Origin of the sequence: Mucilaginibacter paludis DSM 18603 (assembly GCF_000166195.2) — a bacterium.
GTDB classification, from domain to species: domain Bacteria; phylum Bacteroidota; class Bacteroidia; order Sphingobacteriales; family Sphingobacteriaceae; genus Mucilaginibacter; species Mucilaginibacter paludis.
This window is the reverse complement of record NZ_CM001403.1, coordinates 139,128-164,967: the sequence shown is the minus strand read 5'-3', so window position 1 is coordinate 164,967 and position 25,840 is coordinate 139,128. Positions and strand designations below refer to the sequence as shown.

The following is a 25,840-nucleotide window of genomic DNA, read 5'->3' as shown; positions in this document are numbered from 1 at the left end:
TAATGCTAAGCTTAATGAGACGTTTAATTTTAGTGTTTTTAGTTGCGCTGTTATCGCTCGCAACCAGCCGGTGCGAGGCGGGTATAGAAACCGGCGAAAACTTTACGACGCATGGCCAGGATATCCGGACTACTTCCTTAGCCATACAGGATAACAAGTTACTTGCAACCGGATTTGACTGGAGTATAGTTCATACCAATTCAATTAAAAATACTGTATATGTGCGCATCATTGACCCTCAGTTGATAAAGTATGTGGTGCATTTTACGGTAACGCTTAACGTACAGTATTTTACCAACAAAGAGCTTACCAATAGTTCAAACATTACAGTTCCGTTGCATGTGGATTATGATCCGGCTTCGGGCAAAGGTTATAAAGTTATCGATACTTATGATTTTAGCAATATTGCTGGCTTCACTGGTGCATATAAGGTAGTGATAACCGGCGCAACCGTAAGCAACTCCGAAATGCCCGGCGATACAAACCTGCCATTGGCCTTGCAAATTGGGGGTACAATTGTAATAGACAGAACCTATGATATTGGTGCCGACAGGCCATTAAACATCACCGGCACCAAACTACACAGCGGCACTACTCTAAGAAACGCCCCAACAGAGCAACTAAAATTAAGCTGGTATTTTATACCTGGGCAAGATGAATACGACATTGAATGGGCCACGGCAGATAACAATGGGGATAACATATCTACCGTAAATAATATGATAGCTGCCGACATCAATATTAATAATGTGCCAAACAGCGATATCGAAAACTTGTTCCGTAATAATTCAACGCGGGTAACCACCAACGCCAAGCAAAATGATTACGCCATATCGTTAATATACAATGATGATTATATCATCGTACGGATGCGATATGTGCATTATAGTGCGGATGGCAATAGGGTAACAGGTAACTGGAACTATACTTACAAAAATAGCAGCAACAAAACGGTGTATAACGTTTGGCCGTTAAACTGGAACGAACCGAGCTTAAACTGGCAATACTCGGCTGCCTTTGCCGAAGAAGGTAAAAAAAAGGAGGTAATATCCTATTTTGACGGAACCCTGCGTGGCCGGCAAACAGTAACAATTAACAATACCGATAATGTAGCCATAGCCCAGGAGAATATATACGACGATTTTGGCCGTCCGGCGGCCAGTATACTACCTGCCCCTCATTACGAAACCAACAGCAATGCTGTAAGCAACCTGCATTTTATCCCCCAATTTAACCTGGTAAAAAACACAACCAACCCCTATAGCATCCGCAGCATATACGGCTCGGCCATCTTACAGGAATGCGAAACTGCGCCCGTTGGGATGGATGCAACTACCACCGGAGCAGCAAAATATTATTCAGCCAATAACGAATTAATTCATAACCCGCCAACGAGTACAATTAAAAGTTATAATTATTATATCCCGGATGCGCTTAATTACCCATTCTCGGTTACGCAATACACTAATGATAATACCGGTCGTATCAAATTGCAGGGAGGGGTGGGGGCGGCTTTTCAACCCCAGGCTACCGTTAGCGGGCAGCAAAGCAATACCACCAAGTATTATTATGGAAAACCCGAACAATGGGAGCTCGACCAGCTTTTTGGCAATGATGTTGGCTATGCCGACCACTACCTGAAGAATATGGTTGTTGACCCTAACGGGCAGGAAAGTATCAGTTATATTAACGCGAGCGGTAAAACCATAGCTACGGCGCTTAGTGGTGCGGCACCTACCTCGGTTGACGAGCTGGCCGGAAGCAATGATCATATCCACAACGAAACGGTGCAGATACTAACCCCGGCCCAGTTTAAGTTTAATGGAAACGATTTAAAGATCACGGCTTCAACAACCTATTTATTATCGGAAAAAAAGGATCTTACTTTTAACTACAATCTGCAACAAATTATAGATAGCTACCCCGAAACAGGTACTATCCATATTACAAGCAATTGCTATTACGATTTAAAAATTACCATTATTGATAATTGCGGTACCCATGTTTATGATTATGCCTCAACCAGCCCCTTTACACCCGATGGCCTGACGCATACCCTCCCTACCATCTCCCAGTCGGTTACCCATCCTGGTGAGTATTACATCACTTTTGAGCTATCGTTAAATAAGAAAAAGATTGACGATATAGCCGGGGCTTACATTAACACTGCAATTGGAGACGGCTTGCTGATGCAGCAATACTATTATATCAAACAAAAGTTTTTGCAATCGGTAGACGTTTCCGGCAATTATAACGATTGCCGTACCTGCCAGGTATTACTGGGAGATAGCATCAGCTTTAAAGCGATGGCAGCCCAAAAGTTTGGCGAGGCCCATGTGGATATCACCCGCCAAACAAACCCCTATATTAATACTGATTTTAATACCTGGATCAATAACCTTTGGCAATCCCTGAGCGATAAATGCCATAACCTGCTATCCAACTGCGATTTTGCTCCTTGTAACAGCTATGAGGCGCAGATGGAGCAGGATGTTACACCCGGAGGGCAATACGCCTTGTTTTATGCCGACGGAACAGCCATCGAGCCGGAGATTAATGTGCTTGTCCTGCATTTTGCGCAGGCGTTTACAGCAACGCATACCCTGCCTGCGCTTACCGTAGATAATACCATTACCCGTACGGATGGTACCGTAGTATCCATTTATAGTAATGATTTTAGTAAGGTGGATATGATTAAATACTGGAAACCATCGTGGGCGGCCCAGTTTGTACAATTCCATCCGGAATATTGTAAGCTGTTGTTTTGCCAGAATATGCAGAGCTATGAAAACTGGGACGAAAAGCTTAAGGAAGTATACCTTACGGCAGATCAAATAGGGCAGATCAGTACCGGCCTTCAATATGATCAGGCTAATGCCGATTGGTTATTAAATCAGGATACCTTTTTTAACGGGCCGGGAGCAGGCTATAAGGAAGCCATGCGGGCGGATCTGCGAAATTACACAGCTGCTGTGCTGAACGTTAGCCAGAGCGGTTTTAACACCTTAGGCCTAACCCAATACATTACCTATTCCATTTACAGGAGCACGCAGGAAAACCCAACACAGACAAATCCAGCAAACAGCAATTTATGGAACAGCGCCGCCCTGCCCGCCGAGGCCTGCAGGGTGAAGGATAGGGAATGGGCCCAATACAAGGATTTTTATTTCCAGCTCAAACAAAAATATTACGAGCAGTTGCGTGCCACAACCACCTGCCAGAATGCAGGTTGCGATGTGGGCGCCCCGATAGCCAATGCCTTACCCGGAAGCTGCCCCATACCACAAAGCTTTACTATTGTAGCGAATACCGGCGCTACCGCACCAACTGGCATGCAGAGTGCGCAAATTACCTACTCTGGAGCCAAATTTGACGGAACCATAACTTTACAGGTTTATTATCCATCAACGGTAAGTACAACCGGGCTTACGCAAACGGTCACGTTGCCTTATACCGGTTTTCCTTATGTGTTTAATATTCCGTCGAATTTGCCGCCGTCGGTAGTGCATATTAAAAGCTCTGTTTGTACGGTTACCAAGCTTAGCCTATTAAATTACCACGCGGAAGTAACGGAAGAGGTAGTCAGTAACACCATGAGTGGCTTATATTTTGAATGGACACGAGGCATGCATGTTTATTTTACAGTTCCGGAGCAAATCCGGCGGACTACCGTTACTTTGAAAGATTACAAGGGATGTAGCGTTACATCTACCGAGCCAGTCACCGTCAATCTTAAATACTATTCACATTATAATAATTCCGATTGGGATCCTAATGGCGATTGGACGGAGTATATTACCAATGTGGCCGATCGAGTATTTCCTTTCCCTTCACAATACGGTTCGGACAGTTATCCGGTAATTCCTATTAAAATACTTCCAGGCCAATCCACTGCTAGTTATGATTATCAGTCATTAAAGTCAATTGATATAGGAGGCCCGGTATACCCGCGGAAAGAGGTCGATCTATCATGCCTGGATAGCTACGCAGGCGTTGATGTAGTTACCGGCATAGGCGAGTGCCCGGTTCCGCCAGTAATTAATACCGATGCTTGTCTGGTATACCGCAATAAGGAAAGCCGCTTCCCTTCGTTTGTTACAAACAATAGGGCTATCAATGCCGATCAGAATGCTCAATTGCAGGCCAATAACAATGATGATTTAAAAACACAGGTTTCAAACTCATGCACCGGCAATGCCGATGCCTGGATAGCCAGCCTGCAAGACGGTATCACTAACCATGGTATTAATACCACTACCTTACGCAATAAACTGATAGCGGTTTGTACGGCAGGTGGTGATGCCGAACATCCTTTTGGGGCCAGCGACCTGGCCGGAATGAACCCCGCGAGCGGCAATGCCGATCAAAGCTTTGGCGCGGCCATCAAGTCCATGTATAACGTGAACAGCAAATTTGCCAGCGATTTTAACCCCTGGCTCATCAGCTCGCCATCTCCATATACTATAAAAAAATCATCGGGTACCGGCAATACCATTATGGTAAGTAATGCGGCCACCAGCAATGCATTAACCGCCTTGTATAACGATTTTCTGGCCACCCCCGAAGGCGCGCAACCCAGCGATACCAAGTTTTACACCTATCTTAAAAGCCGTTTCGGGGCCGTGATGACCATGAGCCTCGACGATCTGGTTACCCTGCGCAAAGCCTCGGCAGATTGCGGGTTCTTATTAAACCACGATGTAACGCTTCCGGCATTTTTAGACCTTACACAGCAAATCAACTGGGATGTCTATTTGGCCAAAAAGAGCGATCTGTTGTCGCAGTTTGCCGATCCATCGGGCCTGGTATCGTCAAAATATTACCCATCGGTTTTAACTAATTACATGAACCAGGTATTCGGCGTTTTAATTAACTACGATACCTATATCAATTTTGAAAATACGCATGCCACCAACCCGGTGCTGTATAACATCCCATCGTATGGCAACACTGAAACCGACCCCTACGCACCGGTAGAAAGTGCGCTTGAGCTGGCACTGGGCAAGGGTGTAAAATCATACAACGATTATATTGCCGATGCTACCAATAGTTTTAAGGTACATTATATTGCTACCAGCAGTAAATTGCAGGCCCAGGTAACGGCGGCTATCCCCACCAAAAACTACCACTATACGCTTTATTATTACGATCAGGCCGATAACCTGGTGCGCACGGTGCCGCCCGAAGGTGTACACCTGCTTACAGGTGCAGCGCTTGCTCAGGTTGCGGTTAGCAGGGATGCCGCGAATACCGGCTTAACCTGCAGCTACAGCAGTCGGGTAAAGGTTAACGACAGAGCTACAATGCTTGATCAGTTGGGCAGTATCCTGGCTAACACAGGCCCAGTAGCCATCGAAATGTGGTTATATAACCCAACCTCGGGCATCAGCCAGTTTACCGAAGTATCGTCGGATAAAAAATGGCTGTTCAGCGTAGCTATCCAGGGAACTACGGTTGCATTGGATATTTACCCCATGACGATAAGCACCAACCCGGCAAGTGCCACTCTTAACGCGGGGAGCAAACACTACCGTGCCACCATACAACCTTCGGTTTTGCCGCTGAGTTCCTGGACCTATGTATTGATCCAGGGGACTAACGGCCTTGCCTATGGTACCACCCCGCAAATATGGGTTAATGGTATGTGGACAGCGATACAGGCCAGTAGCACCCCGCTGGCATCATGGAGCCTGACGGCCACCAGCAGCGGAATCCAACTGCCTGATATTTATCCTACCCTGAAGCACATCCGTTTTTACCAACACACCTTAGGTTCGACGGTGTTAGCGTTCAACTCCAGTAACACCTGCTTCGCCCCCTGGTCAGACAATGATGCCGATAATATTTGGGTACGATTAAACGTGCCGGGCCCGGGCAGTGCAGAAGACTCGCGCACGGCAGGCAGTTACCCCAACCATACCCTGGCCACCAGTTATGCCTATAACAGCACCAACCAGGTAATCTCCCAAAAAACACCGGATGCCGACGGGGTGAGTAACTTTTGGTACGATATGTTGAGCAGGCTCACGGCATCGCAAAATGCCCGGCAGAGCCCGTCGAAATACAGCTATACCCAGTACGACGTGCTGGGCCGGATCAGCGAAGTGGGCGAGAAGCTAAGCAGCACAACCCTGCCTGTAGATGGAAGCTCTAACTATATAGACGATCCTACGTTATTTTTAAACTCGGGCAGCAACAGCCAGATCACGCGTACTTATTATGACGCTGCCGCCCCTGCCACAGGCGGCATGGTATCGCTGCCGGAGCAGGATAACCTGCGCAAGCGGGTATCGGCCAGTACCTATACCGATGTGCAGGGCAACCCCGTGCAGCAAGCCACTTATTACAACTACGACCTGGACGGCAACGTAAAAACGCTATGGCAGCAGATTGGCGGCCTGGGGCTGAAACGTGTAGACTACGAGTACGACCTGATTAGCGGCAAAGTAAACTTTGTGCGCTACCAGCACGGGCAGCCCGACCAGTTTTATTACCAATACCAGTACGACGCAGAAAACCGGCTAACCCAGGCCTGGACGGGCACCAAAGCCGTAGTAAACCCCTATGGCGGCAGCTTTCTGCAAGGGGAGAACAAACGCAAGGACGCGCAGTACTTTTATTACCTGCACGGCCCGCTGGCGCGCGTTGAATTAGGCGACGAAATGATAGGCCTGGTGCAAGGTATTGATTATGCCTACACGCTGCAAGGTTGGCTAAAAGGTGTAAATGGCAGCAGCTTACAGGCAGCTAAAGATATGGGGGGCGATGGAGCCACAGGCAACCTGCACCAAACCCTCGGCAGGGACGCCTTCGGTTATGCCCTGCATTATTATGGCGATAATGATTATAGCCCGATAGGGGGCAATAATCCCTTTGCCAGCGCCGCTGCAGCACCCGGCTTTAAAGCCCTGTATAACGGCAATATTGCTGCCAGTAACGTTAACACCCCCAAAGCCGGCGAACCGCTGCTGTATGTTTACGGTTACGATCAGCTGAACCGGCTGACGCGGCAAAATGCCTATAACGGCTTTAGCGCCACCTCAAACAGCTGGAGCGCCATCAATACCGGTAACCAGACCTATAAGGAGACGTATGTATACGATGCCAACGGCAATATCAAAACAGCCACACGAAACGGCAGCAATGCCGCCAGCCTGGCCATGGATAATTTAAGCTACGGCTATAATTACGATGTGAACGGGCAACTGGCCAACAATCGCCTGCGGCACGTTAAGGACGCCATACCCGATGCCAATACATATACAGATGACCTGAAAAACCAGGCCGACGACAACTATGGGTACGACGCCATCGGCAATTTAAAACACGATACCCAGGCTGGCATCAATAACATCAATTGGAGCGTATATGGCAAAATACAAAGCATCGATAAAAGCAGCGGCAGCCTGCAATACAGTTACGATGCCGCCGGCCACCGCGTAAGCAAACTGATTAACGGCCTCAGCACCTGGTACGTAAGAGATGCACAAGGCAATACGCTGGCCCTGTACGACCAGCAAGGTACGGGCGACATTAACTGGCGCGAGCAGCACCTGTATGGCAGCAGTCGTTTAGGCATCTGGACACCCAACGTTAACCTAAGCACGGGCACCCCAGGCAGCGGCGCCGAAGAATGGAAAACGCTTGGCCATAAATATTATGAGCTGAACAACCACCTGGGTAACGTAATGGCTACCATAACCGACCGCCTGGTGCCACATTATAACAGCAGCGGTAACTTTGATTATAATGAGGCGGATGTAGCTACTGCGCAGGATTACTATGCGTTCGGTATGTTGATGCCGGGACGGCAGTATACGGCCAACGGCTTAAATTATCGGTATTCATTTAATGGGAAAGAGGATGATAAGGATATAACCAATGGAGGCCAGGACTATGGAGCACGGATTTATGATAAAAGGTTAGGGCGGTTTTTGAGTGTGGATCCTTTGACTAAAGAGTATTCGTCATTGACACCATATCAGTTTGCTTCTAATAGTCCAATAGCTAATATAGATTTAGATGGAGAAGAAGCAAAATACTTCACATTAGAACAAGATGCGAAGACTGGGAATACCAGTTTGAAGTTAGTTAAACAAGTTGATACATATAAAGACATAGGTGGAAAGACGATTCAATATCCATTACAATATCATGTGAGTTTTAAAGGCGAATCTTACACCTTTTATAATTCCCCAGCTCCTGATGGAGTAATTCCACCAGAAAATAGTGTCAAAAACTTCGATATTTGGAAAGGGTCAAAAATGCCTTTTGATGATGTTTTCTATTCAGATAACGAGGCTTGGGGAAGAGTTGTTGACGATATGGCTACTGAATGGGCTGGGGGCCTGGCAATGGCATATTCAGGAAATGGAACCGGAAGTATATACGAAGTTCCAGGTGAATATACAAATTCAGGCAAACCATATGTTGGTCGAAATAATACAACAGACCCAGCTACAAATAGGCGCTCAAATGATGGCAGAGACCGAACCAAAGCAAAGGTAATAGGTACTTATGATGCTGATAACGTTGAGGAGGGGCAGTATCAAGAGCAAAAAGCGATGGATCAGCGAGGAACTCCAAGAAAAACGTTGGATAATAAGAGAAGAGAAGTTAATCGGCAGCGTATGAAAACACTGGAAGCAAAATATGGTGGTGGAAAGAAAGTAGGACCAGTATTAATTCCTCAGCGATCCAACCATACTTTACCCAAATCGAAATCTCAACAAAAAAAGGAAGCTGATAAGAAAAGGGAAGCCAGTGATTTATTGATTAATCATGGATAATTAGTTAAATTAAATATTTTGAAAAGAATAGATTTAGATAGTATAATTGAATTTTGGAATTGGTTTAAGTCGATTTCAAAGAATTTATTACTTGAACCAGCAAGAATAGATTTAATAAGTCAAATAGATAGTCGTATAAGTAAAATTGGCCGTTTTGATTGGGAAATAGGTCCGTGGGAAGATAATGCGTATTATTTCGCAATTTCTCCAAACTTGGATTCTGTTAAGTTAGAATTTACCCGCGAGTTTATCAGAAATGCGCCTAAGTGTTTTGGTTGGCATTTTCTACCTTCAAAGCCGCCAAAAAGTGATTGGCAAGGAAAATGGAAGATGAAGAATGAAATGGGGAATGAAATTTTAGTAGATAGTAGTAATTGGGAATATATTTTATATGAGTTTGAGGATGAGACTTTTGATATGGATATAATGATTAATGGCATTGATGGTGATGATAATGTTGTTAATACTGCCATTGATATTGCCTTAACGGGGTATTTAGGTGAAGAAACTTTTATGCGACTAATAAAAAATATTAAAATAGTATCTTCTTTTGAAGAAAGTTATCCAAATAAAGCCACATTGGTTAAGCATATAAAAAAGCACATAGAAAGTATACTTCATTGAAAGAATTCTACTGGTGCCCTCCGCTGGCGCACGCCTGTGGCGTGTGCCTTAACAAGTATGCAGGTCTATCCGGCTTAGTTTTATAAATATAGATAAGCACGGCATTAATGAAAATTACAGTTGGTAGTTTTCCAGACGTTCTTTGATTTCCAGAGCAAATCGGGTTAGGTGATTGCCCAATGCTACCGCAAGCTTCCTCGCTTGTGGTCATCATACTAAGTACCAGTATGCTTGAGATATGCGAGATGAATTGATTTGTAAGCGTATAAATTGCTTAAATCCACAAGTGAGGAAGCTTGCAGTAGCGGCGGTTGGAGGGCATCATATACATGCAAAAGCGGCATTTAAAGAAGTTGCAGCTTACGACCCTAATAAAGGGTTTTCAATAAGTCAGAAATTGATGAAGGATTTAAAACTTGATCACAATGCGATGACTCAAACTCAAAGAAGGTTGTTTAGAGAACTGGCTAATAGTGGAAGACCTAATACATTGATTGAGCAAACAAGAATTGCGAAAGAAGCTTTAATGGCTGGTGGAGCTACAGAAGATTTTGCAAACGATTTACTTAAGGCATCATTAGAAAATCTTAAAAATCAAAATGTTACTGCACCTTCAAATATACCTTGGAATAAAACAAAAAAATAATGGAAGCTTTAGAGAAATTAGAATCGTTTGGGAAAGAAATAATTGAAAATCTAAGAGATGCATCAATTGAAGAGTATTTGGCGATCAAAAAGGGGGAAATGAAATCAGTTGATGCCCAAAATATCTTCAAAACTTATATTTCAATTGATACGGCCTATCATGATAAGGTTGATGTAATTGTTTTGAATATCATCGATAGAGTTTTACATAATGCTCTGTGGATGTTTGAGCAAAGTAAAGCTTTTACTATAGGTGAAAAAAGCTTAATTGATCCCAATAAAGATATTGTGGAAATAAGTGATGGATTATCGGGTGAATTGTATAGCGAAGACGGATGGATAGAAAAATACAGTAAATTTCCATCAGGTACAATTCATTAGTCAGCGCTACCAATGCTGGCGCACGCCTGTGGCGCGTGCCTTAACAACTATGCAGATCTGTGCTTAGTTTAAATAAACAAGCACGGGTATAATAAGAAAATTGCAAGTGGCAGTTTTCAAAACCGTTCTTTGATTTCCAGAACAAAATCCGGGTTAGTGATTGCAGCGGATACCGGCCAAGTGGCTAATGCCTGTGTGCGTATGAGCGTAAAGCACGGGCCGAAGGCAACCCCATACGTTACCGACGAGCTACATCTACAACAGCACCAACCAGGGAACGAAGCAATGGAGCCCCGACGGAGGTACGAACCGTTTCTGGTACGACCTGCTGAGCAGGCTGACCGTATCGCAGAACGACAAACAGGCCCCGGCAAACAAATACATCTATACACTATACGACACCCTTGGCCGGATCACCAAAGTCGGCGAAAAACGGACGGCAAGTACCCTGGCCGTCACAACGATCAACAATAACCCGATCCCTGACTATGTAGCCAACCCTGCAAACTTCCTGGCTTCGGGCAGTAACCGTCAGATCACGAAAACGTATTACGATACCCCGGCGCTCGCTACAGGCGGCATCGCCTCACTGCCGGAGCAGGATAACCTGCGTAAGCGGGTATCGGCCAGTACGTATACCGAGGCGCAGGGCAACCCTGTGCAAAGCGCCACCTATTATAATTACGACCTGGACGGGAACGTGAAAACGCTGTGGCAGCAAATCGGCGGCCTGGGCCTGAAACGGGTTGACTACGAGTATGACCTGGTGAGCGGCAAGGTGAACTTTGTAGGCTACCAGCAAAATAAGGCTGACCAGTTTATTACCAGTACCAATACGATGCCGACAACCGGCTTACGGATGCCTGGAGCGGCACGCAGGCGATATTGAACCGCTACACAGGCAGCCAGCTACTGTACGATAATAAAAAGCAGGACGCGCATTACGAATATTACCTGCACGGCCCGCTGGCGCGGCTGGAATTGGGCGACCAGTACGGCAAGGTACAGGGGATAGACTATGCCTATACGCTGCAAGGCTGGCTAAAAGGCGTAAACGGGCAGCAACTGAACCCGCAAACCGACATGGGCGCCGACGGCTATACCGGGCATAGCGATAACGGCAGCATAGCGCGGGACGCCTACGGCTACGCGCTGGGCTATTACCGCGGCGACTACCGCCCGATAGGAGGCACTACCTATACGGCCTTTAACCTGCCCTACCAAAACCAAACAGGCGATATCACGGGGCAGAACCTGTACAACGGCAATATCAGCAACAGTACTTTGGCTATCAGTGCGCTTAACAGCGGCGCCCCGGCAGGCTATACCTACCACTATGACCAGTTGAACCGGCTGAAAAATACAAGGCAGCATAACGGCATCAGCGGAACAAGCTGGAACCGGAACAGCATCACGGCCAATTACGCCGAAGACCTGAGCTATGACGCCAACGGCAACATCCAAACAGTTAACCGGAACAGCAACGCGGGCAATATGGATAACCTGTTTTACCGTTACAGCATGGATGCCAATGGGTACACCAGCAGCAACCGGCTTAACGCGGTAACCGATATAGCCAGCGACGGGGCTTATACGGATGACCTGAAAAACCAAACGGACGCCACCAATTACCATTATGACGCAATCGGCAACCTGATCCACGACACCCAATCAGGCATCGACAGTATCAACTGGACGGTATACGGCAAAATACAAAGTATCTATAAAACTACCGGCGGCATCAGCTATACGTATAACCCCGCAGGGCAGCGGATCAGTAAGACAGCCGGCAATAAAACCACGTGGTACGTGCGCGACGCGCAGGGTAACACGCTGGCGCTGTACGATAGCCTAACTATCGCGGGCAGCAGCACGATGTGGCGCGAGCAGCACCTGTACGGCAGCAGCAGATTAGGTATCTGGACACCAAATATCAACGCGAACCAGGGCAATTCGATCACGGTATGGGATACCCTGGGTAGGAAGTACTATGAGCTGAACAACCACTTAGGCAACGTACTGGCCACGCTGACCGACAGGCGTGTGCAGCAGGATAACGGTAATGCGGCAAGCCCGGATTATTTAGCTGATGTGGCTACGGCTCAGGATTATTATCCTTTCGGCAGTTTGATGCCGGGGAGGCAGTATACGGCTAACGGTGTAAATTATCGGTATTCATTTAATGGAAAAGAGGATGATAAGGATATTACTGGTGGAGGTCAGGACTATGGAGCACGTATTTATGATAAAAGGTTGGGAAGATTTTTGAGTGTGGATCCGATTGCAAAACAATATCCAGAATTGACCCCATATCAGTTTGGTTCTAATAGTCCTATCCAAAATATTGATTTAGATGGTTTGGAAGGTGCTTGGAATGGAGCTTGGCTTCTTAAGCAAGGTTATGAAACGTTGAAAAATTGGTGGAACAGTGAAAGTGTTGCGAGTAATGTCATTGTGGTGGGAACAGGCACGCGTTTAGGAATGTTACCCACCACTTATAAAGAAAAGGAAAAGAATGGTACTGCGGTAATCATGCTCATGGCTTTTTCATTAGACAATGCTAAAAGTGAAATGTATACTAAAGCGATCGCATCTTCTGTCACAGACAAAGTTCCTGAAGTTACTAAGCCAGCTGTAACCACGACAAATCAGCAAGCGACAGCTATTAATAATGGAAATACTGAAGCTGCTGAATCAAATACAACGGCTTTAAATCCGTTACAAACTGGGCCGTATAAAATATTGAAGGCCCAAAATGCTAAATCAGGATTTAGTATGGATCATATTCCTTCTTTTGGATCCTTAAAGCGTACAGAAGAACAACGACTTGGGCGTTCATTGACTGCATTGGAGGAAAGTACCTTAAAGGAAAATTCTTTAACTTTAGCCATTAAAACTAAAATGCATATGAAGACTTCAGAAACCTTTGGAGGAAGAAATACTGCTGTAAGACAAAAAGCTGATTCGCAAAATCCATTAGAGGCAATTAGGAGTAATGTGAATGCTTACCGCCCAGAGTTATTAAAGCAAGGATATTCTAACAAAGATATAGATCTTGTAATTCAAGACCTATCAGTTCCCTTTAAATCAATTGTACCACTTAAATAAATTGTAAATGGATATTTTAAATTGGATCGATAAAAAATATACAGATATAGAGAATGATAAATTATATAAAGAATATTTTTCTTCTATCTCTTTAGAAGAAGGCATAGACGTCCTCTTTCTGTTAAATTTATCGATGGGAATTGATATTATATTAAATAAGAACTATCACGTAAAAGGAATACACTTTTATTCTGGAAGCCAAAAAGGAGGGAGTCGCTTTGAGGGTAATTTGCCATTTAATCTGGATTTTTCTTTTTCTCAACAGGATACCAGATCTTTATTAGGTATGCCAAATTCTTCTGGTGGAGGCGATTTTAGTTTTTTGTACGGAGTTGTTCCTGATTGGGATAAATATCTTTTTGATAGTTACAGTTTGAATTTGCAGTTTTCCAAAGATAAGTTGACCATCGACTTGATTACCGTAGATAGTTTATTTGGATAATAATAACGAGTTGGTAGTGTTACATTACAAGCCTTATGTAAAAAGGTAAGTTGCACCCTACGCTGGCGCACGCCTGTGGCGTGTGCCTTAACAACTATGCAGATCTGTCCGGCTTAATTTAAATAAACAAGCACGGGTATAATAGGAAATTGCAATTGGTAGTTTTCAAAACCGTTCTTTGATTTCCAGAACAAATCCTCCCTACGCTGGCGCACGCCTATGGCGTGTGCCACAACTATGCAGAGATACAAATTAAATATGAAAAGTATAGATATTGATAAAAATTTATCCACTGAACAAATAAGTCAAATAAAAGAGGCTATCTCAAAGGACAAATCACTACTTCATCAAACGGATGTGGACAAGCGTAGTTTACTGCAACTTGCTACAGTGAACGATTATATTGATTTGGCTGAATTTCTTATAGACAAAGGTATTGATGTAAATCACCAAGACGTTCTAAAAAGTACAGCTTTACATTATTGTGCGGAATATAATCGTTATGAGATTGCTAAAAAAATACTTAATCATGGCGGTGATTTGAATTTGGCTGATAAATATGGTAATCAACCTTTATGGACAGCTGCATTTAACGACAAGGGGTATAGCAACAGAATAAAAATAAGCGAACTTTTTCTGAACTCTGGCGCCGATAAAAGACACAAAAACAACGCTAATCGAAGTCCAGATGACATAGCCTCTAGATATAAAGGGTTATCGGAATTATTTGCAAATTATAATTGAAATTATTAGATGGATTTTCTAAATGTACTATATGTTGGCGTGTGCCTAACAACTATACAGATTTCTCCCATCGCTACCGCAAGCGTCCTCGCTTGTGGTCATCATGCTAAGTAGCCAGCTGGTATGAGGTGTACGCGGCGTGAATTGATTTGTAAGTGTATAAGCTACTTCAATCCACAAGCGAGGACGCTTGCGGTAGCGGGGGAATTTAGAAGACGTAAGGGAAAATTTAGGATAATTTCCCAAAGCTGGCGCACGCCTGTGGCGTGTGCCTTAACAAGTATAATATGAAAATTACAATTGGTAGTTTTCGCAAATGTTCTTTGATTTCCAGAATAAAATCAGGGTTAGTGATTGCAGCGGATACCGGCCAAACGCTGATTTTGTTTTAAATGGAAATTATAAAAGAGCAAATAAATTTATTAATTACTACTTTCAATAATAATAGATTTTTATCAATGAAAATACGTTTTATCTTTTTATCGACCTTGTTTCTTTTTTCAAAGGCTTTTGCGGGTTCAGGAGAAACTTATACTGATTGGTTGATGTCGCAGTTAAAAAAAACATTAAACAATAGGCAATTGACTTTCGACTTTAGTTTTTTCTCACCAACGATATCTTCGCTTAGTACAATAACTTATCCGACGCCCATAAAAAGGAGCTATGAAAAGGACATGACAAATAACCCGCCAACCGTAAATGCAGGGCCGAATATAACATTACTATTAGGGGGGAGTGCTAAAACTAAAGCTATTGCAACATCTTCAAGTCCGGCATCCTATACATGGAGCCCCAGCAGCTATCTAAATAATTCGCATGTGTTAAATACTACAGTTACACCAGCGCAAACCACAACCTATACCTTAACCGTTGGAGATAACCAGGGTAATTTAGCATCAAGCCAGATGACAGTGACCGTTTACAATAGTCCACCTTCTATCCCCAATACATTTACACCCAATGGAGATCATATTAATGACGTTTGGACCATAGCCTATCTTAATACTTTACCTAATTGTACGGTGGAAGTACATAACCGTGATGGCCAAACAGTATTTACATCTACCGGTTACTCTGTTCCATGGGATGGGGGAGGGTTGCCGGTTGGTACATATTATTATGTGATTAATCTTAATAATGGGCAGCCTACACTAAGCGGTAGTATCACCATAATAAGGTAACATTCCACGATACAGGAGAAATTACCTGGGGTTTATGCTATGAGGTACGCGGCGTGAATGGATTTGTAGCATATAGGTTGCTTAGATCCGCGAGTTAGGACGCTTGATCGTAGCGAGGGAGCAAGATAGAAAATATGTTTTATCCATCATCTGCCATTTTAATTTTTTCATTTGATGATTTGCAAACTCATTGCCCTACGCTGGCGCACGCCTGTGGCGTGTGCCTTAACAACTATACAGATTTCTCCCGCTCTGTTTAATAAACAAGCACGGCTTTTTATAGGAAAATTACAACCATAATTTCCCAAAACCGTTCTTTGAAATATGGAACCCAATCCGCGTTAGTGATTGCAGCGGATACCGGCCAAGCGGCTAATGCCTGTGCGCGTATGAGCGGAAAGCACGGGCCGTAGGCAACGCCCACAATATGATTAAACCACCGGCTGCATCACGCCGGCCGATTATTCGCATGCTAAGGACACGCTGCAAATTGTTTTTGGCAATAACCTGGATACCTCAGCGGCTAACGCTAATTATCAAACCATCCTGGCGAACTTTATGAACCAGCGCTACGGCTTTGCGCTGGGTTATGACGATTACCATAATTACGAAGTGCAGCTGCTTACCAGCCCGCAGGCTATATTATGCAATAAACCACCGTTCCATTCCATCGCGCAGGATCTGTACGGCTGCCTGGAGGCGCAGGTGATCACGGCTTCGCAAAACGGCATTAACGATTACCAGGCCTATATAGAAGGGGAGAAAACCAACTTCAGGCAAAGCTATGTCAATACGTGTTCGGCAGCGCAGGCCACAGCCAGCCTGCGTACGCAGAGCCAGGTTTACCACTACACGCTATATTATTACGACCAGGCTGATAACCTGGTGCGCACGGTGCCCCCCGAAGGCGTGCACCCGCTTACCGGGCCAGCCCTTGTACAAGTGAGCTACAACCGGAATACAGCCACTACGGGCACCTGCGGTTACAACAGCCGGGCAAAAATTAACGACCGGGCTACGATGCTTGATCAGTTGAGCAGTATCCTGGGCAGCACGGGCCCTGTAGCTATCGAAATGTGGTTATATAACCCAACCTCAGGCATCAGCCAGTTTACCGAAGTATCTTCGGATCAAAAATGGCTGTTCAGCGTGGCTATCCAGGGAACTACGGTTGCATTGGATATCTACCCCATTACGATAAGTACTAACCCTGTAATGGCCACTTTTAACGCGGGGAGCAAACATTACCGCGCCACCATACAGCCTTCGGTGCTGCCGCTGAGCTCCTGGACTCATGTTATAATTCAAGGGGCTAACGGCCTTGCCTATGGAACAAGCCCGCAAATATTTATTAACGGCATGTGGACAGTGATACAGGCCAGTAACACTCCGATGGCGTCATGGAGCCTGACAGCCACCAGCAGCGGTATCCAACTGCCGGATATTTATCCAACCCTGAAGCATATCCGTTTTTACCATCAGGTATTCAGCCAGCCCGTATTAACGATCATGGCTACCAACAACTGCTTCGCACCTCGGATAGACAGTGATCTTAATAACATTTGGGTGCGCTTTAACCTGCCCAGCCCGGGCGGCCCTACCACTACCGGCCCGGGCAGTGTGGAAGAAATCCGCACGGCGGACGTTTACCCCAACCATACTTTGCCGACGAGCTACATCTACAACAGCACCAACCAGGTAACGAAGCAGTGGAGCCCCGACGGGGGGACGAACCGTTTCTGGTACGACCTGCTGAGCAGGCTGACCGTATCGCAAAACGACAAACAGAACCCGGCTAAAAAATACAGCTATACGCTGTACGATACCCTTGGCAGGATCACCGAAGTTGGCGAAAAACGGACGGACAGCACGCTGGCCGTCACAACGATCAACAATAACCCGATTCCCGACTATGTAGCAAGCCCTGCAAACTTCTTAGCTTCGGGCAGTAACCGCCAGATCACGAAAACGTATTACGATACCCCGGCGCCGGCTACAGGGGGCATCGCCTCACTGCCGGAGCAGGATAACCTGCGCAAGCGGGTATCGGCGAGTACGTATACCGAGGCGCAGGGCAGCCCCGTGCAAAGCGCCACCTATTATAATTACGACCTGGACGGAAACGTGAAAACACTGTGGCAGCAAATCAGCGGCCTGGGCCTGAAACGGGTTGACTACGAGTATGACCTGGTGAGCGGCAAGGTGAACTTTGTAGGCTACCAGCAAAATAAGGCCGACCAGTTTTATTACTGGTACCAATACGATGCCGACAACCGGCTTACGGATGCCTGGAGCGGCACGCAGGCGATATTGAACCGTTACACAGGCAGCCAGCTGCTGTACGATAATAAAAAGCAGGACGCGCATTACGAATACTACCTGCACGGCCCGCTGGCGCGGCTGGAACTGGGCGACCAGTATGGCAAGGTACAGGGTATAGACTATGCCTATACGCTGCAAGGCTGGCTGAAAGGCGTAAACGGGCAGCAGCTAAACCCGCAAACCGAGATGAGCGCCGACGGCTATACAGGACACAGCGATAACGGCACCATAGCACGCGACGCCTACGGCTACGCGCTGGGCTATTACCGCGGCGACTACCGCCCTATAGGGGGGACAGCCTATACGGCCTTTAACCTTCCATACCAAAACCAAACAGGCGATATCACAGGCCAGAACTTGTACAACGGCAATATCAGCAACAGCACTTTGGCCATCAGCGCGCTCAACAGCGGCGCAGCGGTAGGGTATACCTACCATTACGACCAGTTGAACCGGCTGAAAAATACAAGGCAGCATAACGGCATCAGCGGAACAAGCTGGAACCGGAACAGCATCACGGCCAATTACGCCGAAGACCTGAGCTATGACGCCAATGGCAACATCCAGACGGTTAACCGCAACGGCAACGCGGGCAATATGGATAACCTCCTTTATCTTTACAATAAAGATGTCAATGGGTATCTCAGCAATAACCAGCTCACCAGGGTATACGACGCGGCCAGTGACGGGGCTTATACGGACGACCTGAAAAACCAAACGGACAATTACAATTACCGTTATGACGCGATCGGCAACCTGATCCACGACACCCAGGCGGGGATCGACAGCATTAAGTGGACGGTATACGGCAAGATACAAAGCATCTATAAAAGCACCAATAACATCAGCTATACGTATAACCCTGGTGGCCAGCGGATCAGTAAAACGGGAGGCAATAAAACCACGTGGTACGTGCGCGATGCCCAGGGCAATACGCTGGCGCTGTACGATAGCCTGACTACCACGGGCAGCAGCACGATGTGGCGCGAGCAGCACCTTTACGGCAGCAGCCGTTTGGGCTTGTGGACACCGAATATCAACGCGAACCAGGGCAGCTCGATAGCGGTATGGGACACCCTTGGCAGGAAGTTCTATGAGTTGAATAATCATTTAGGCAACGTACTGGCCACACTGACTGACAGGCGGGTACAGCAGGACAACGGGAATGTGGCCAGCCCGGATTATCTGGCGGATGTGGCTACGGCTCAGGATTATTACCCCTTTGGCAGTTTGATGCCGGGGAGGCAGTACACGGCTAACGGCTTAAATTATCGGTATGGATTTAACGGTAAAGAAAACGATAATGAGGTAAAGGGACAGGGCAACCAGCAGGATTATGGGATGCGGATTTATGATCCGAGGGTGGGGAGGTTCTTGAGCGTAGATCCGTTGAGAGAAGCTTATCCTTGGTATACGCCATATCAGTATGCTGGAAATCAACCAATTTGGTCGATAGATCTAGATGGAGCAGAAGAGAAAAAGGCAACAGATTGGGAAGCCTTTACATATCCAAAGTTTAAAAAATTAGCAACGGCAAATGATGTTTGGAAACAGACGCAAAATAAATTTCCACGATCAACTCCTCAAGTTCAATATTTACAGTTCAAATATCGGTTAGGCCGAATTTTTGAAGCTGCGGTCCTTGCAAGTTTAGATCGCGAAAAAAACACTAAGCGATATTATCCCGACCCACTTGATCGAAGCTCATCTGTCATTCCAGATGCAGTAACAGAGTCTGCGACGCAGGAGGTGAGGAGAAATTCTCGTGGAGAGGATGCGCATATAACATTTGTTTGGAAAGAAGGTGCTTTCATTGATGCGAAAACTTCAGAATCAAATATTATAGATAATAGTGAACAATTAAAGGGATTTGTAAACATCCTTGCGAATCAAAACAACGTTGCATTACAAATAGACGATAGTTTTCTTGAAAGATTTTTTGGGGTTGGGAAAGAAATTAATAAAAGCGCAGCAAAATCCAAAGCAGCGTTTTTACATATTATAACTCCGGCAAACACAAAAATTGATCCTCAACTTGTTAAATTTGCTGAGCAAAAAGGGGTTAGGGTTTTTCAATCTGAGACCGAAATAAAAGATGATATGATTCGAATAAGTAGCACTAAAGAACTTACTACCAATAAAAAGCCTATTCAAACAGAAAGTATCCAAAGACAAGGGTATGGCAATGAAACAAAACTAAATTTTAGTATTCAATGATGAATATATTCTATAAATTGTTTTTTTTAGTATTTATGTTTGTAAGTACTTATTCAGAGGCGACCAATTTGAGTAAACAAGACACAACTATGATTAAATATAAGACAATTACATTCGATGAAGCTGACTCACTTTTAAAAATTCAAAAAGGGGTTTTAAATAATAGGCTTAGCCGACCAGGAATGTCAAAAGTTTTCAATTTAAAAGACAGTACAATGTTGGTAATTGGAAAAAAAGCTTGTTTTGTCTATAATTCTGAAGAAGATATAGTTAGATTACTTAGTGGTGGCGTGGTATCGGAGAATATATTGTTTGATCTTAACTTTTTTGGTAAAGAATTACCAAAAAAGGTTGAGGAATCAAGAAATAAAATAGCACAATTATTAAAATTGGATATTGGAAAGTTAGATTACTCAGAGCAAAGTTTAACGTATATCGATCATGAGATTATAGCAAGTTTTATAAAAGGAAAGATTACTAAAACAGAACTTTTAAAAAATGTGATCTATTTTATTGCTTATTCTGGTAATGTGTTTAATTTGAAATATAACGGGGCATGGCTTATGGTCTTAGACGAAGATGGTGAAACTTGGCAACCTTATAATGAGATTAACGGTAGAAGAATTGATTTATTCACTTGGATTTATTCTTCATTATGTGACTTGAATGATGGTGAGATACCAAGTATATTGACGGGCTATTACTCAAAAACAGATAATTTTCTAAAAAATAAATAAACTTAATGCTGGGCTCCAATTTTGTTGCTCCTGATGCTGGCCCCTACGCTACCGCAAGCGTCCTCGCTTGTGGTCATTATGCAAAGTAGCCAGCTGATATGAGGTGTACGCGGCGTGAATTGATTTGTAAGCGTATAAATTGCTTAAATCCACAAGCGAGGACGCTTGCGGTAGCGGGGGGGATGGAATTCCAATGGGAAGTAGAACAGTTGCTAGAATCGAATTTGACAACGTTAACAGTATTATTATGTTGAAAAAAGAAATGCCGATTAAAGATGTTTGGGATGGTTCAAAACATGACTTTGTATTAATAGAATAAGAGTCCAATGCTGGCGCCCCCTACGCTGGCGCACGCTTGTGGCGTGTGCTTTAATAACTATGCAGATCTATCCGACTTAGTTTCATAAAGAAGCACGGCATTAATATGAAAATTACAATTGGTAGTTTTTCGCCCCATTGCTACGGTATAGGTCCTCGCTTGTGGCCACCATGCCAAGTAGACAGCATGCTATGGGGCATGCGGCATGAATGGATTGTAAGCGTAATGTACGCTTCTGGTAGCGGCGGGGATAAAGAATCTATTTTAGATTCTGATTAACTATACTTTGCCGCTTAACATGATATAATATTGTTTAATTTTTTAAAAAATATGAGAAATTATTTAATCCTTTTTATCTTATTTAATTTTTTTATCGTTCCGTCTCAGGCCCAAACAGCAAGTGCCGGACCATTTTTGACCACCCCACAAGGTGTTGGCATCAGACTGAAGGCCACTGCAACCGGCAAAGGGCTAACTTATAAGTGGACCCCATCTGCTTTTTTAAATCATGATGATGTTTTGAACCCGATTACAACACCATCCACATCAATAATTTATAGCCTGCGTGTTTCTGATAGTAACGGCCTTGTGGGTACCAGTTATACGATTGTAACGGTGACCTGTTCATTCGCTGTTGGCCAGTTTTATGGAGGTGGAATTATCTACTATGTGGATGGCTCTGGATGCCACGGGTTAATTGCCTCGTTAACAGATCAAAGTTTTGGAGTTCCTTGGTGGAATGGAACATCCCTACCTATCTTTAATACATCAACAGATTACGGCTCCGGCAGAGATAACACGCAGGCAATAATAGCCGCTCAAGGTAGCGGCTATTATGCAGCAAGCATTGTTAATGGAGTTACTATTAGCGGTTATAACGATTGGTTTCTGCCATCGAGGGAAGAATTACAACTAATGATGTCATCTGCGGCGCATGATCAATTACATTTATTTTCTGATACTTTTTATTGGAGTTCAAGTGCGGATTTTTCAGTTAATCATACAGCCGGTATATTTGACGAATTGTACGCATGGGCTGTAAGTTCTGCTGAAGCGGCTCCTCCTTACAGGGGCGAATTGCATCATGTACGTGCAATTAGAACATTTTGATGTCTTATTGCTACCGCAAGCCCTACGCTGGCGCACGCCTGTGGCGTGTGCCTTAACAAGTATGCAGGTCTATCCGGCTTAGTTTTATAAATATAGATAAGCACAGCATTAATTAGAATTACAAGTGGCAGTTTTCAAAATCGTTCTTTGATTTCCAGAACAAAATCCGGGTTAGTGATTGCAGCGGATACCGGCCAAGTGGCTAATGCCTGCGCGCGTATGAGCGTAAAGCACGGGCCGAAGGCAACCCCATACGCTACCCACGAGCTACATCTACAACAGCACCAACCAGGTAACGAAGCAATGGAGCCCTGACGGAGGTACGAACCGTTTCTGGTATCACCTGCTGAGCAGGCTGACCGTATCGCAGAACGACAAACAGTATCCGGCAAAAAAATACAGCTATACGCTGTACGATACCCTTGGGCGCATTACCGAAGTTGGCGAAAAACGGACGGAAAGCCTATTACTGCCGCAAGCGTTTTGTGTAGAAGGATTTTTAGCATATAAACTGCTTAAAGCCGCAATTGTGGACGCTTAATCGTAGTGGGGGAAACAAGATAGAAAATATGGTTCTTCCATCATCTGCCATTTTAATTTTTTATTTGATGATTTGCAAATTCATTGCCGGTTTAAGCATCATTAAGCTGGTATTTAGTTTGCAGTTCACTTTTTATTCATTTAAAAAATACAAAGAAATAATTTTTAATGTGTTTTAATATGTAAATTATTTTTTATATTTATAGCAATAAATCAATATTTAGCGGTTTTTTTTGGAAACTTATTTTAATATTCTGGAAATACTTTGATCGGTTAATGCTGATAGTTTAAAAAACGATATCAAAATAGTTGCAGCATTTAATCAGGAAGAAAGCAGCAAATTACACTTTATACTAATGAAAAAAATCTTCATCCTTATCACCTTATTATCTGCAGCCGCCAGTGGCATAAAAGCACAAAATACATTTCCAACATGGGGTTCCGCCGGTGTTGGTACGCTAACGCCACAAGCCAGTTTTGAGGTTACTACCAATACTATTATGGGTAGCGCGGGAAACAAATTTAACACGGCGTTAACATTGATAAAAAATGGAGATACGTACGGTGTTGACAAGCCGGTATTAACTCTCAGACATAGCGGCCATGGGAATAATGCCTTTGTTAATCCACTAACTGATTCAGGGATTATCAAGATCCAGGGGTTTAGCACACAAATGGCCAATAAGGCGATAAACTCCAATGAGAATTTTTTTGTTTTTACCAATGGAACAGTGGGGGTTAATACGGCATACGTGCCGAGTGGTTATAATTTAGCAATTAACGGCAAGGCTATTGCAGCATCATTTACTGTTCAATTAAAAAGTGCCTGGCCCGATTACGTTTTTAAACCAAGCTATCCATTAATGCCGCTTTCGGTGTTAAAATCCTATATCGATCAGAATCATCATTTGCCCGAAGTGCCATCCGCAGCGGAAGTAAGGAATGATGGATTGAATTTAGGGGAAATGAATAAGGTGTTGATAAAAAAGGTGGAAGAGTTAACACTGTATCTGATTGAAAAGGATAACGAAATGCAGCAGATGCGAAACAGCCAGGCGCAATTGGAACAACGGTTGAAACTGCTGGAAAGCAATAAAAATTGAGTTTATTTACTCAGTAAAGCTATTGCCTGTTTTGTTTTTTATGTCGATACGCTAATCATCCAACGTCATGATCTGGATCATTGCTTTTGAAGTACAAGGGTTTCAAATTTTCATCCAAAATCATCCGGTATGGAAAAGAAAGCGATCGTTATAGGGGGGGGATATGGCCGGGCTTTGCGCGAGCTGTTATCTTGGTATGAACGACTACCAGGTAACTATTTATGAAATGAACAGCACGCCCGGCGGGGAGGGGCATCATGGTAGCAGGACCTTATACCGTAGACCTATACGTACAATGGTTGCTGGATAGGCGGGCCCAAGAGTAGTGTTTATGATAGGTGGAACGAAATAATTGACTTGGTTGAAATAAATTTTTAAACCACGAAAAGTTTTTTAGAGCCGAAGACGACATCGGAAAGCAGTTAAGTGTTTTCTCTGATTTTGATCGGTTGGAAAACAAAATGCTCACCAAGGCCGCGGAGGATGAAAAAGAGATGCAATTGTTTATGGGCAATTTGTATAAGCTATCCACGCTCCGGGTATCGACTTATGAGGCAATAGAATTAGCAATATATGGCATCGGCTTAAATCGGTGCTAAGGATGCTTCCATATATGGGTACGTTTAACAAATACCTGCACTTAAGCTGTAGGGAATACAGCGAACACTTTAAAAATCCATTATTAAAGCGGGTAATCCAAAATTCGCACTCGCCTGATGCCTTTATTTTCTTCTGCAGGCCAAACACTGTTAACTTTACACTATGGTGGGATTAAATGATCTTGATGTGGAAATAACATCTGAAAACGGAAATGTTCGGGTTCGATCAAACGAGCGAAATGTATTACTAATAGATCAGCATACTGATTATATAAGAAAAATTATTTTATCTAATTTTGAGCTGGTTTTCGGCTTCTTTTTGAAGAAGATAGATGCTCCAAAGGACAACTTTCATCGTATTGACATTGAACGAATTAGTACATCTATAGTACTATATTACCTCAATATGTATAATTCATGGAGAATTAGTCATAAAAAACTAAAGATAAGTTTAGAATTTCAGGAAAAAGATTTTGATAACCCCTCTACCCACGACATCATATTTTTGTATAATAAGGAAAAATACCCTAATAATTGGGAAGAGAAAAGTGCTGTTTTGATAGGGTTACCAATAGGTGAAACAAAAGAATATTATAAGAGGCGAAAAGATTTCTATAATAAATAGTTAGTGAATAGTATTTGCTATGTGTTATATCGTCTCGTTTGATACCGCAATCGTTCTTGCTTGTGTTTCACCATGGGTAAGTATATAGCAGGGACGAGGTACGCATCGTGAATAGATTTGTAGGCTTTAATAGATTGGTTAAATCGAGTTAGTATGTTTGCGGTAGCGGTGGATGGTTATAAAAGTAATACCGATGTGGCTTTTTCTTGCGCCAGGGTAAAAAATTGAAACGAAGTGGAAAGAGAAGAAATAACAATAATTAAATATGTCGCGCAGGTAGTATTTGGCTTGTTTGTAATATATGATGCTCAAACCTAAATATGGCTGTAACGACTATGCTAATGCATTTAAGAA

At 44.0% G+C, this 25,840-nt stretch carries 15 protein-coding genes; all 15 read left to right on the top strand.

The window, feature by feature from the left end; genetic code table 11:
* Positions 1-14: 14 nt before the first annotated feature.
* Positions 15-8,789, top strand: coding sequence for an RHS repeat-associated core domain-containing protein (locus MUCPA_RS00690; RefSeq protein WP_008503880.1), 8,775 nt, complete (start codon positions 15-17; stop codon positions 8,787-8,789).
* An 18-nt stretch (positions 8,790-8,807) separates the two neighbouring features.
* Complete coding sequence (locus MUCPA_RS00685; protein WP_008503879.1) at positions 8,808-9,413, top strand: hypothetical protein; 606 nt, start codon at positions 8,808-8,810, stop codon at positions 9,411-9,413.
* A gap of 238 nt (positions 9,414-9,651) precedes the next feature.
* On the top strand, positions 9,652-10,059 hold the full coding sequence (locus tag MUCPA_RS00680) for a hypothetical protein (RefSeq protein ID WP_217220385.1): 408 nt from the start codon (positions 9,652-9,654) through the stop codon (positions 10,057-10,059).
* Positions 10,059-10,439 carry a hypothetical protein gene (locus MUCPA_RS00675; RefSeq protein WP_008503877.1) on the top strand — a complete coding sequence of 127 codons (381 nt, stop codon included), beginning with the start codon at positions 10,059-10,061 and terminating at the stop codon, positions 10,437-10,439. Before MUCPA_RS00680 ends, MUCPA_RS00675 begins: the two co-directional genes overlap by 1 nt.
* Before the next feature lie 658 nt (positions 10,440-11,097).
* Positions 11,098-11,328 (top strand): hypothetical protein, encoded by a 231-nt coding sequence (locus MUCPA_RS00665; RefSeq protein ID WP_040625572.1) that lies wholly within the window; start codon positions 11,098-11,100, stop codon positions 11,326-11,328.
* Positions 11,325-13,547, top strand: a complete 2,223-nt coding sequence (locus MUCPA_RS00660) for an RHS repeat protein (RefSeq protein WP_008503876.1) — start codon at positions 11,325-11,327, stop codon at positions 13,545-13,547. Before MUCPA_RS00665 ends, MUCPA_RS00660 begins: the two co-directional genes overlap by 4 nt.
* A 7-nt stretch (positions 13,548-13,554) precedes the next feature.
* Positions 13,555-13,989 carry a hypothetical protein gene (locus MUCPA_RS00655; RefSeq protein WP_008503875.1) on the top strand — a complete coding sequence of 145 codons (435 nt, stop codon included), beginning with the start codon at positions 13,555-13,557 and terminating at the stop codon, positions 13,987-13,989.
* 258 nt (positions 13,990-14,247) lie between these two features.
* Positions 14,248-14,733, top strand: coding sequence for an ankyrin repeat domain-containing protein (locus MUCPA_RS00650; protein ID WP_008503874.1), 486 nt, complete (start codon positions 14,248-14,250; stop codon positions 14,731-14,733).
* Between the two features lie 458 nt (positions 14,734-15,191).
* Entirely contained in the window at positions 15,192-15,914 is a 723-nt protein-coding gene (locus MUCPA_RS00645) for a gliding motility-associated C-terminal domain-containing protein (protein ID WP_008503873.1), read from the top strand.
* Positions 15,915-16,472: 558 nt separating this feature from the next.
* Positions 16,473-20,453, top strand: coding sequence for an RHS repeat domain-containing protein (locus MUCPA_RS00640; RefSeq protein ID WP_008503872.1), 3,981 nt, complete (start codon positions 16,473-16,475; stop codon positions 20,451-20,453).
* Positions 20,454-20,542: 89 nt separating this feature from the next.
* Entirely contained in the window at positions 20,543-21,190 is a 648-nt protein-coding gene (locus tag MUCPA_RS00635) for a hypothetical protein (protein ID WP_169316142.1), read from the top strand.
* 628 nt (positions 21,191-21,818) lie between these two features.
* On the top strand, positions 21,819-22,619 hold the full coding sequence (locus MUCPA_RS00625) for a DUF1566 domain-containing protein (RefSeq protein ID WP_040625568.1): 801 nt from the start codon (positions 21,819-21,821) through the stop codon (positions 22,617-22,619).
* Positions 22,620-23,515: 896 nt separating this feature from the next.
* Positions 23,516-24,262, top strand: coding sequence for a hypothetical protein (locus tag MUCPA_RS00620; protein WP_008503868.1), 747 nt, complete (start codon positions 23,516-23,518; stop codon positions 24,260-24,262).
* 163 nt (positions 24,263-24,425) lie between these two features.
* Positions 24,426-24,572 carry an NAD(P)-binding protein gene (locus tag MUCPA_RS39460; protein ID WP_394330555.1) on the top strand — a complete coding sequence of 49 codons (147 nt, stop codon included), beginning with the start codon at positions 24,426-24,428 and terminating at the stop codon, positions 24,570-24,572.
* A gap of 452 nt (positions 24,573-25,024) precedes the next feature.
* A complete protein-coding gene (locus MUCPA_RS00615) occupies positions 25,025-25,486 on the top strand; it encodes a hypothetical protein (RefSeq protein WP_008503867.1) in 462 nt (153 codons plus the stop codon).
* Positions 25,487-25,840 lie beyond the last annotated feature (354 nt).

Bases quoted from the DNA above. Each gene is read 5' to 3' on its own strand.
- MUCPA_RS00620 (WP_008503868.1), top strand. From the start codon at position 23,516: ATGAAAAAAATCTTCATCCTTATCACCTTATTATCTGCAGCCGCCAGT.
- MUCPA_RS39460 (WP_394330555.1), top strand. From the start codon at position 24,426: ATGGCCGGGCTTTGCGCGAGCTGTTATCTTGGTATGAACGACTACCAG.
- MUCPA_RS00690 (WP_008503880.1), top strand. From the start codon at position 15: ATGAGACGTTTAATTTTAGTGTTTTTAGTTGCGCTGTTATCGCTCGCA.
- MUCPA_RS00655 (WP_008503875.1), top strand. From the start codon at position 13,555: ATGGATATTTTAAATTGGATCGATAAAAAATATACAGATATAGAGAAT.
- MUCPA_RS00645 (WP_008503873.1), top strand. From the start codon at position 15,192: ATGAAAATACGTTTTATCTTTTTATCGACCTTGTTTCTTTTTTCAAAG.
- MUCPA_RS00680 (WP_217220385.1), top strand. From the start codon at position 9,652: ATGCGAGATGAATTGATTTGTAAGCGTATAAATTGCTTAAATCCACAA.
- MUCPA_RS00650 (WP_008503874.1), top strand. From the start codon at position 14,248: ATGAAAAGTATAGATATTGATAAAAATTTATCCACTGAACAAATAAGT.
- MUCPA_RS00615 (WP_008503867.1), top strand. From the start codon at position 25,025: ATGGTGGGATTAAATGATCTTGATGTGGAAATAACATCTGAAAACGGA.
- MUCPA_RS00640 (WP_008503872.1), top strand. From the start codon at position 16,473: ATGAACCAGCGCTACGGCTTTGCGCTGGGTTATGACGATTACCATAAT.
- MUCPA_RS00675 (WP_008503877.1), top strand. From the start codon at position 10,059: ATGGAAGCTTTAGAGAAATTAGAATCGTTTGGGAAAGAAATAATTGAA.
- MUCPA_RS00635 (WP_169316142.1), top strand. From the start codon at position 20,543: ATGATTAAATATAAGACAATTACATTCGATGAAGCTGACTCACTTTTA.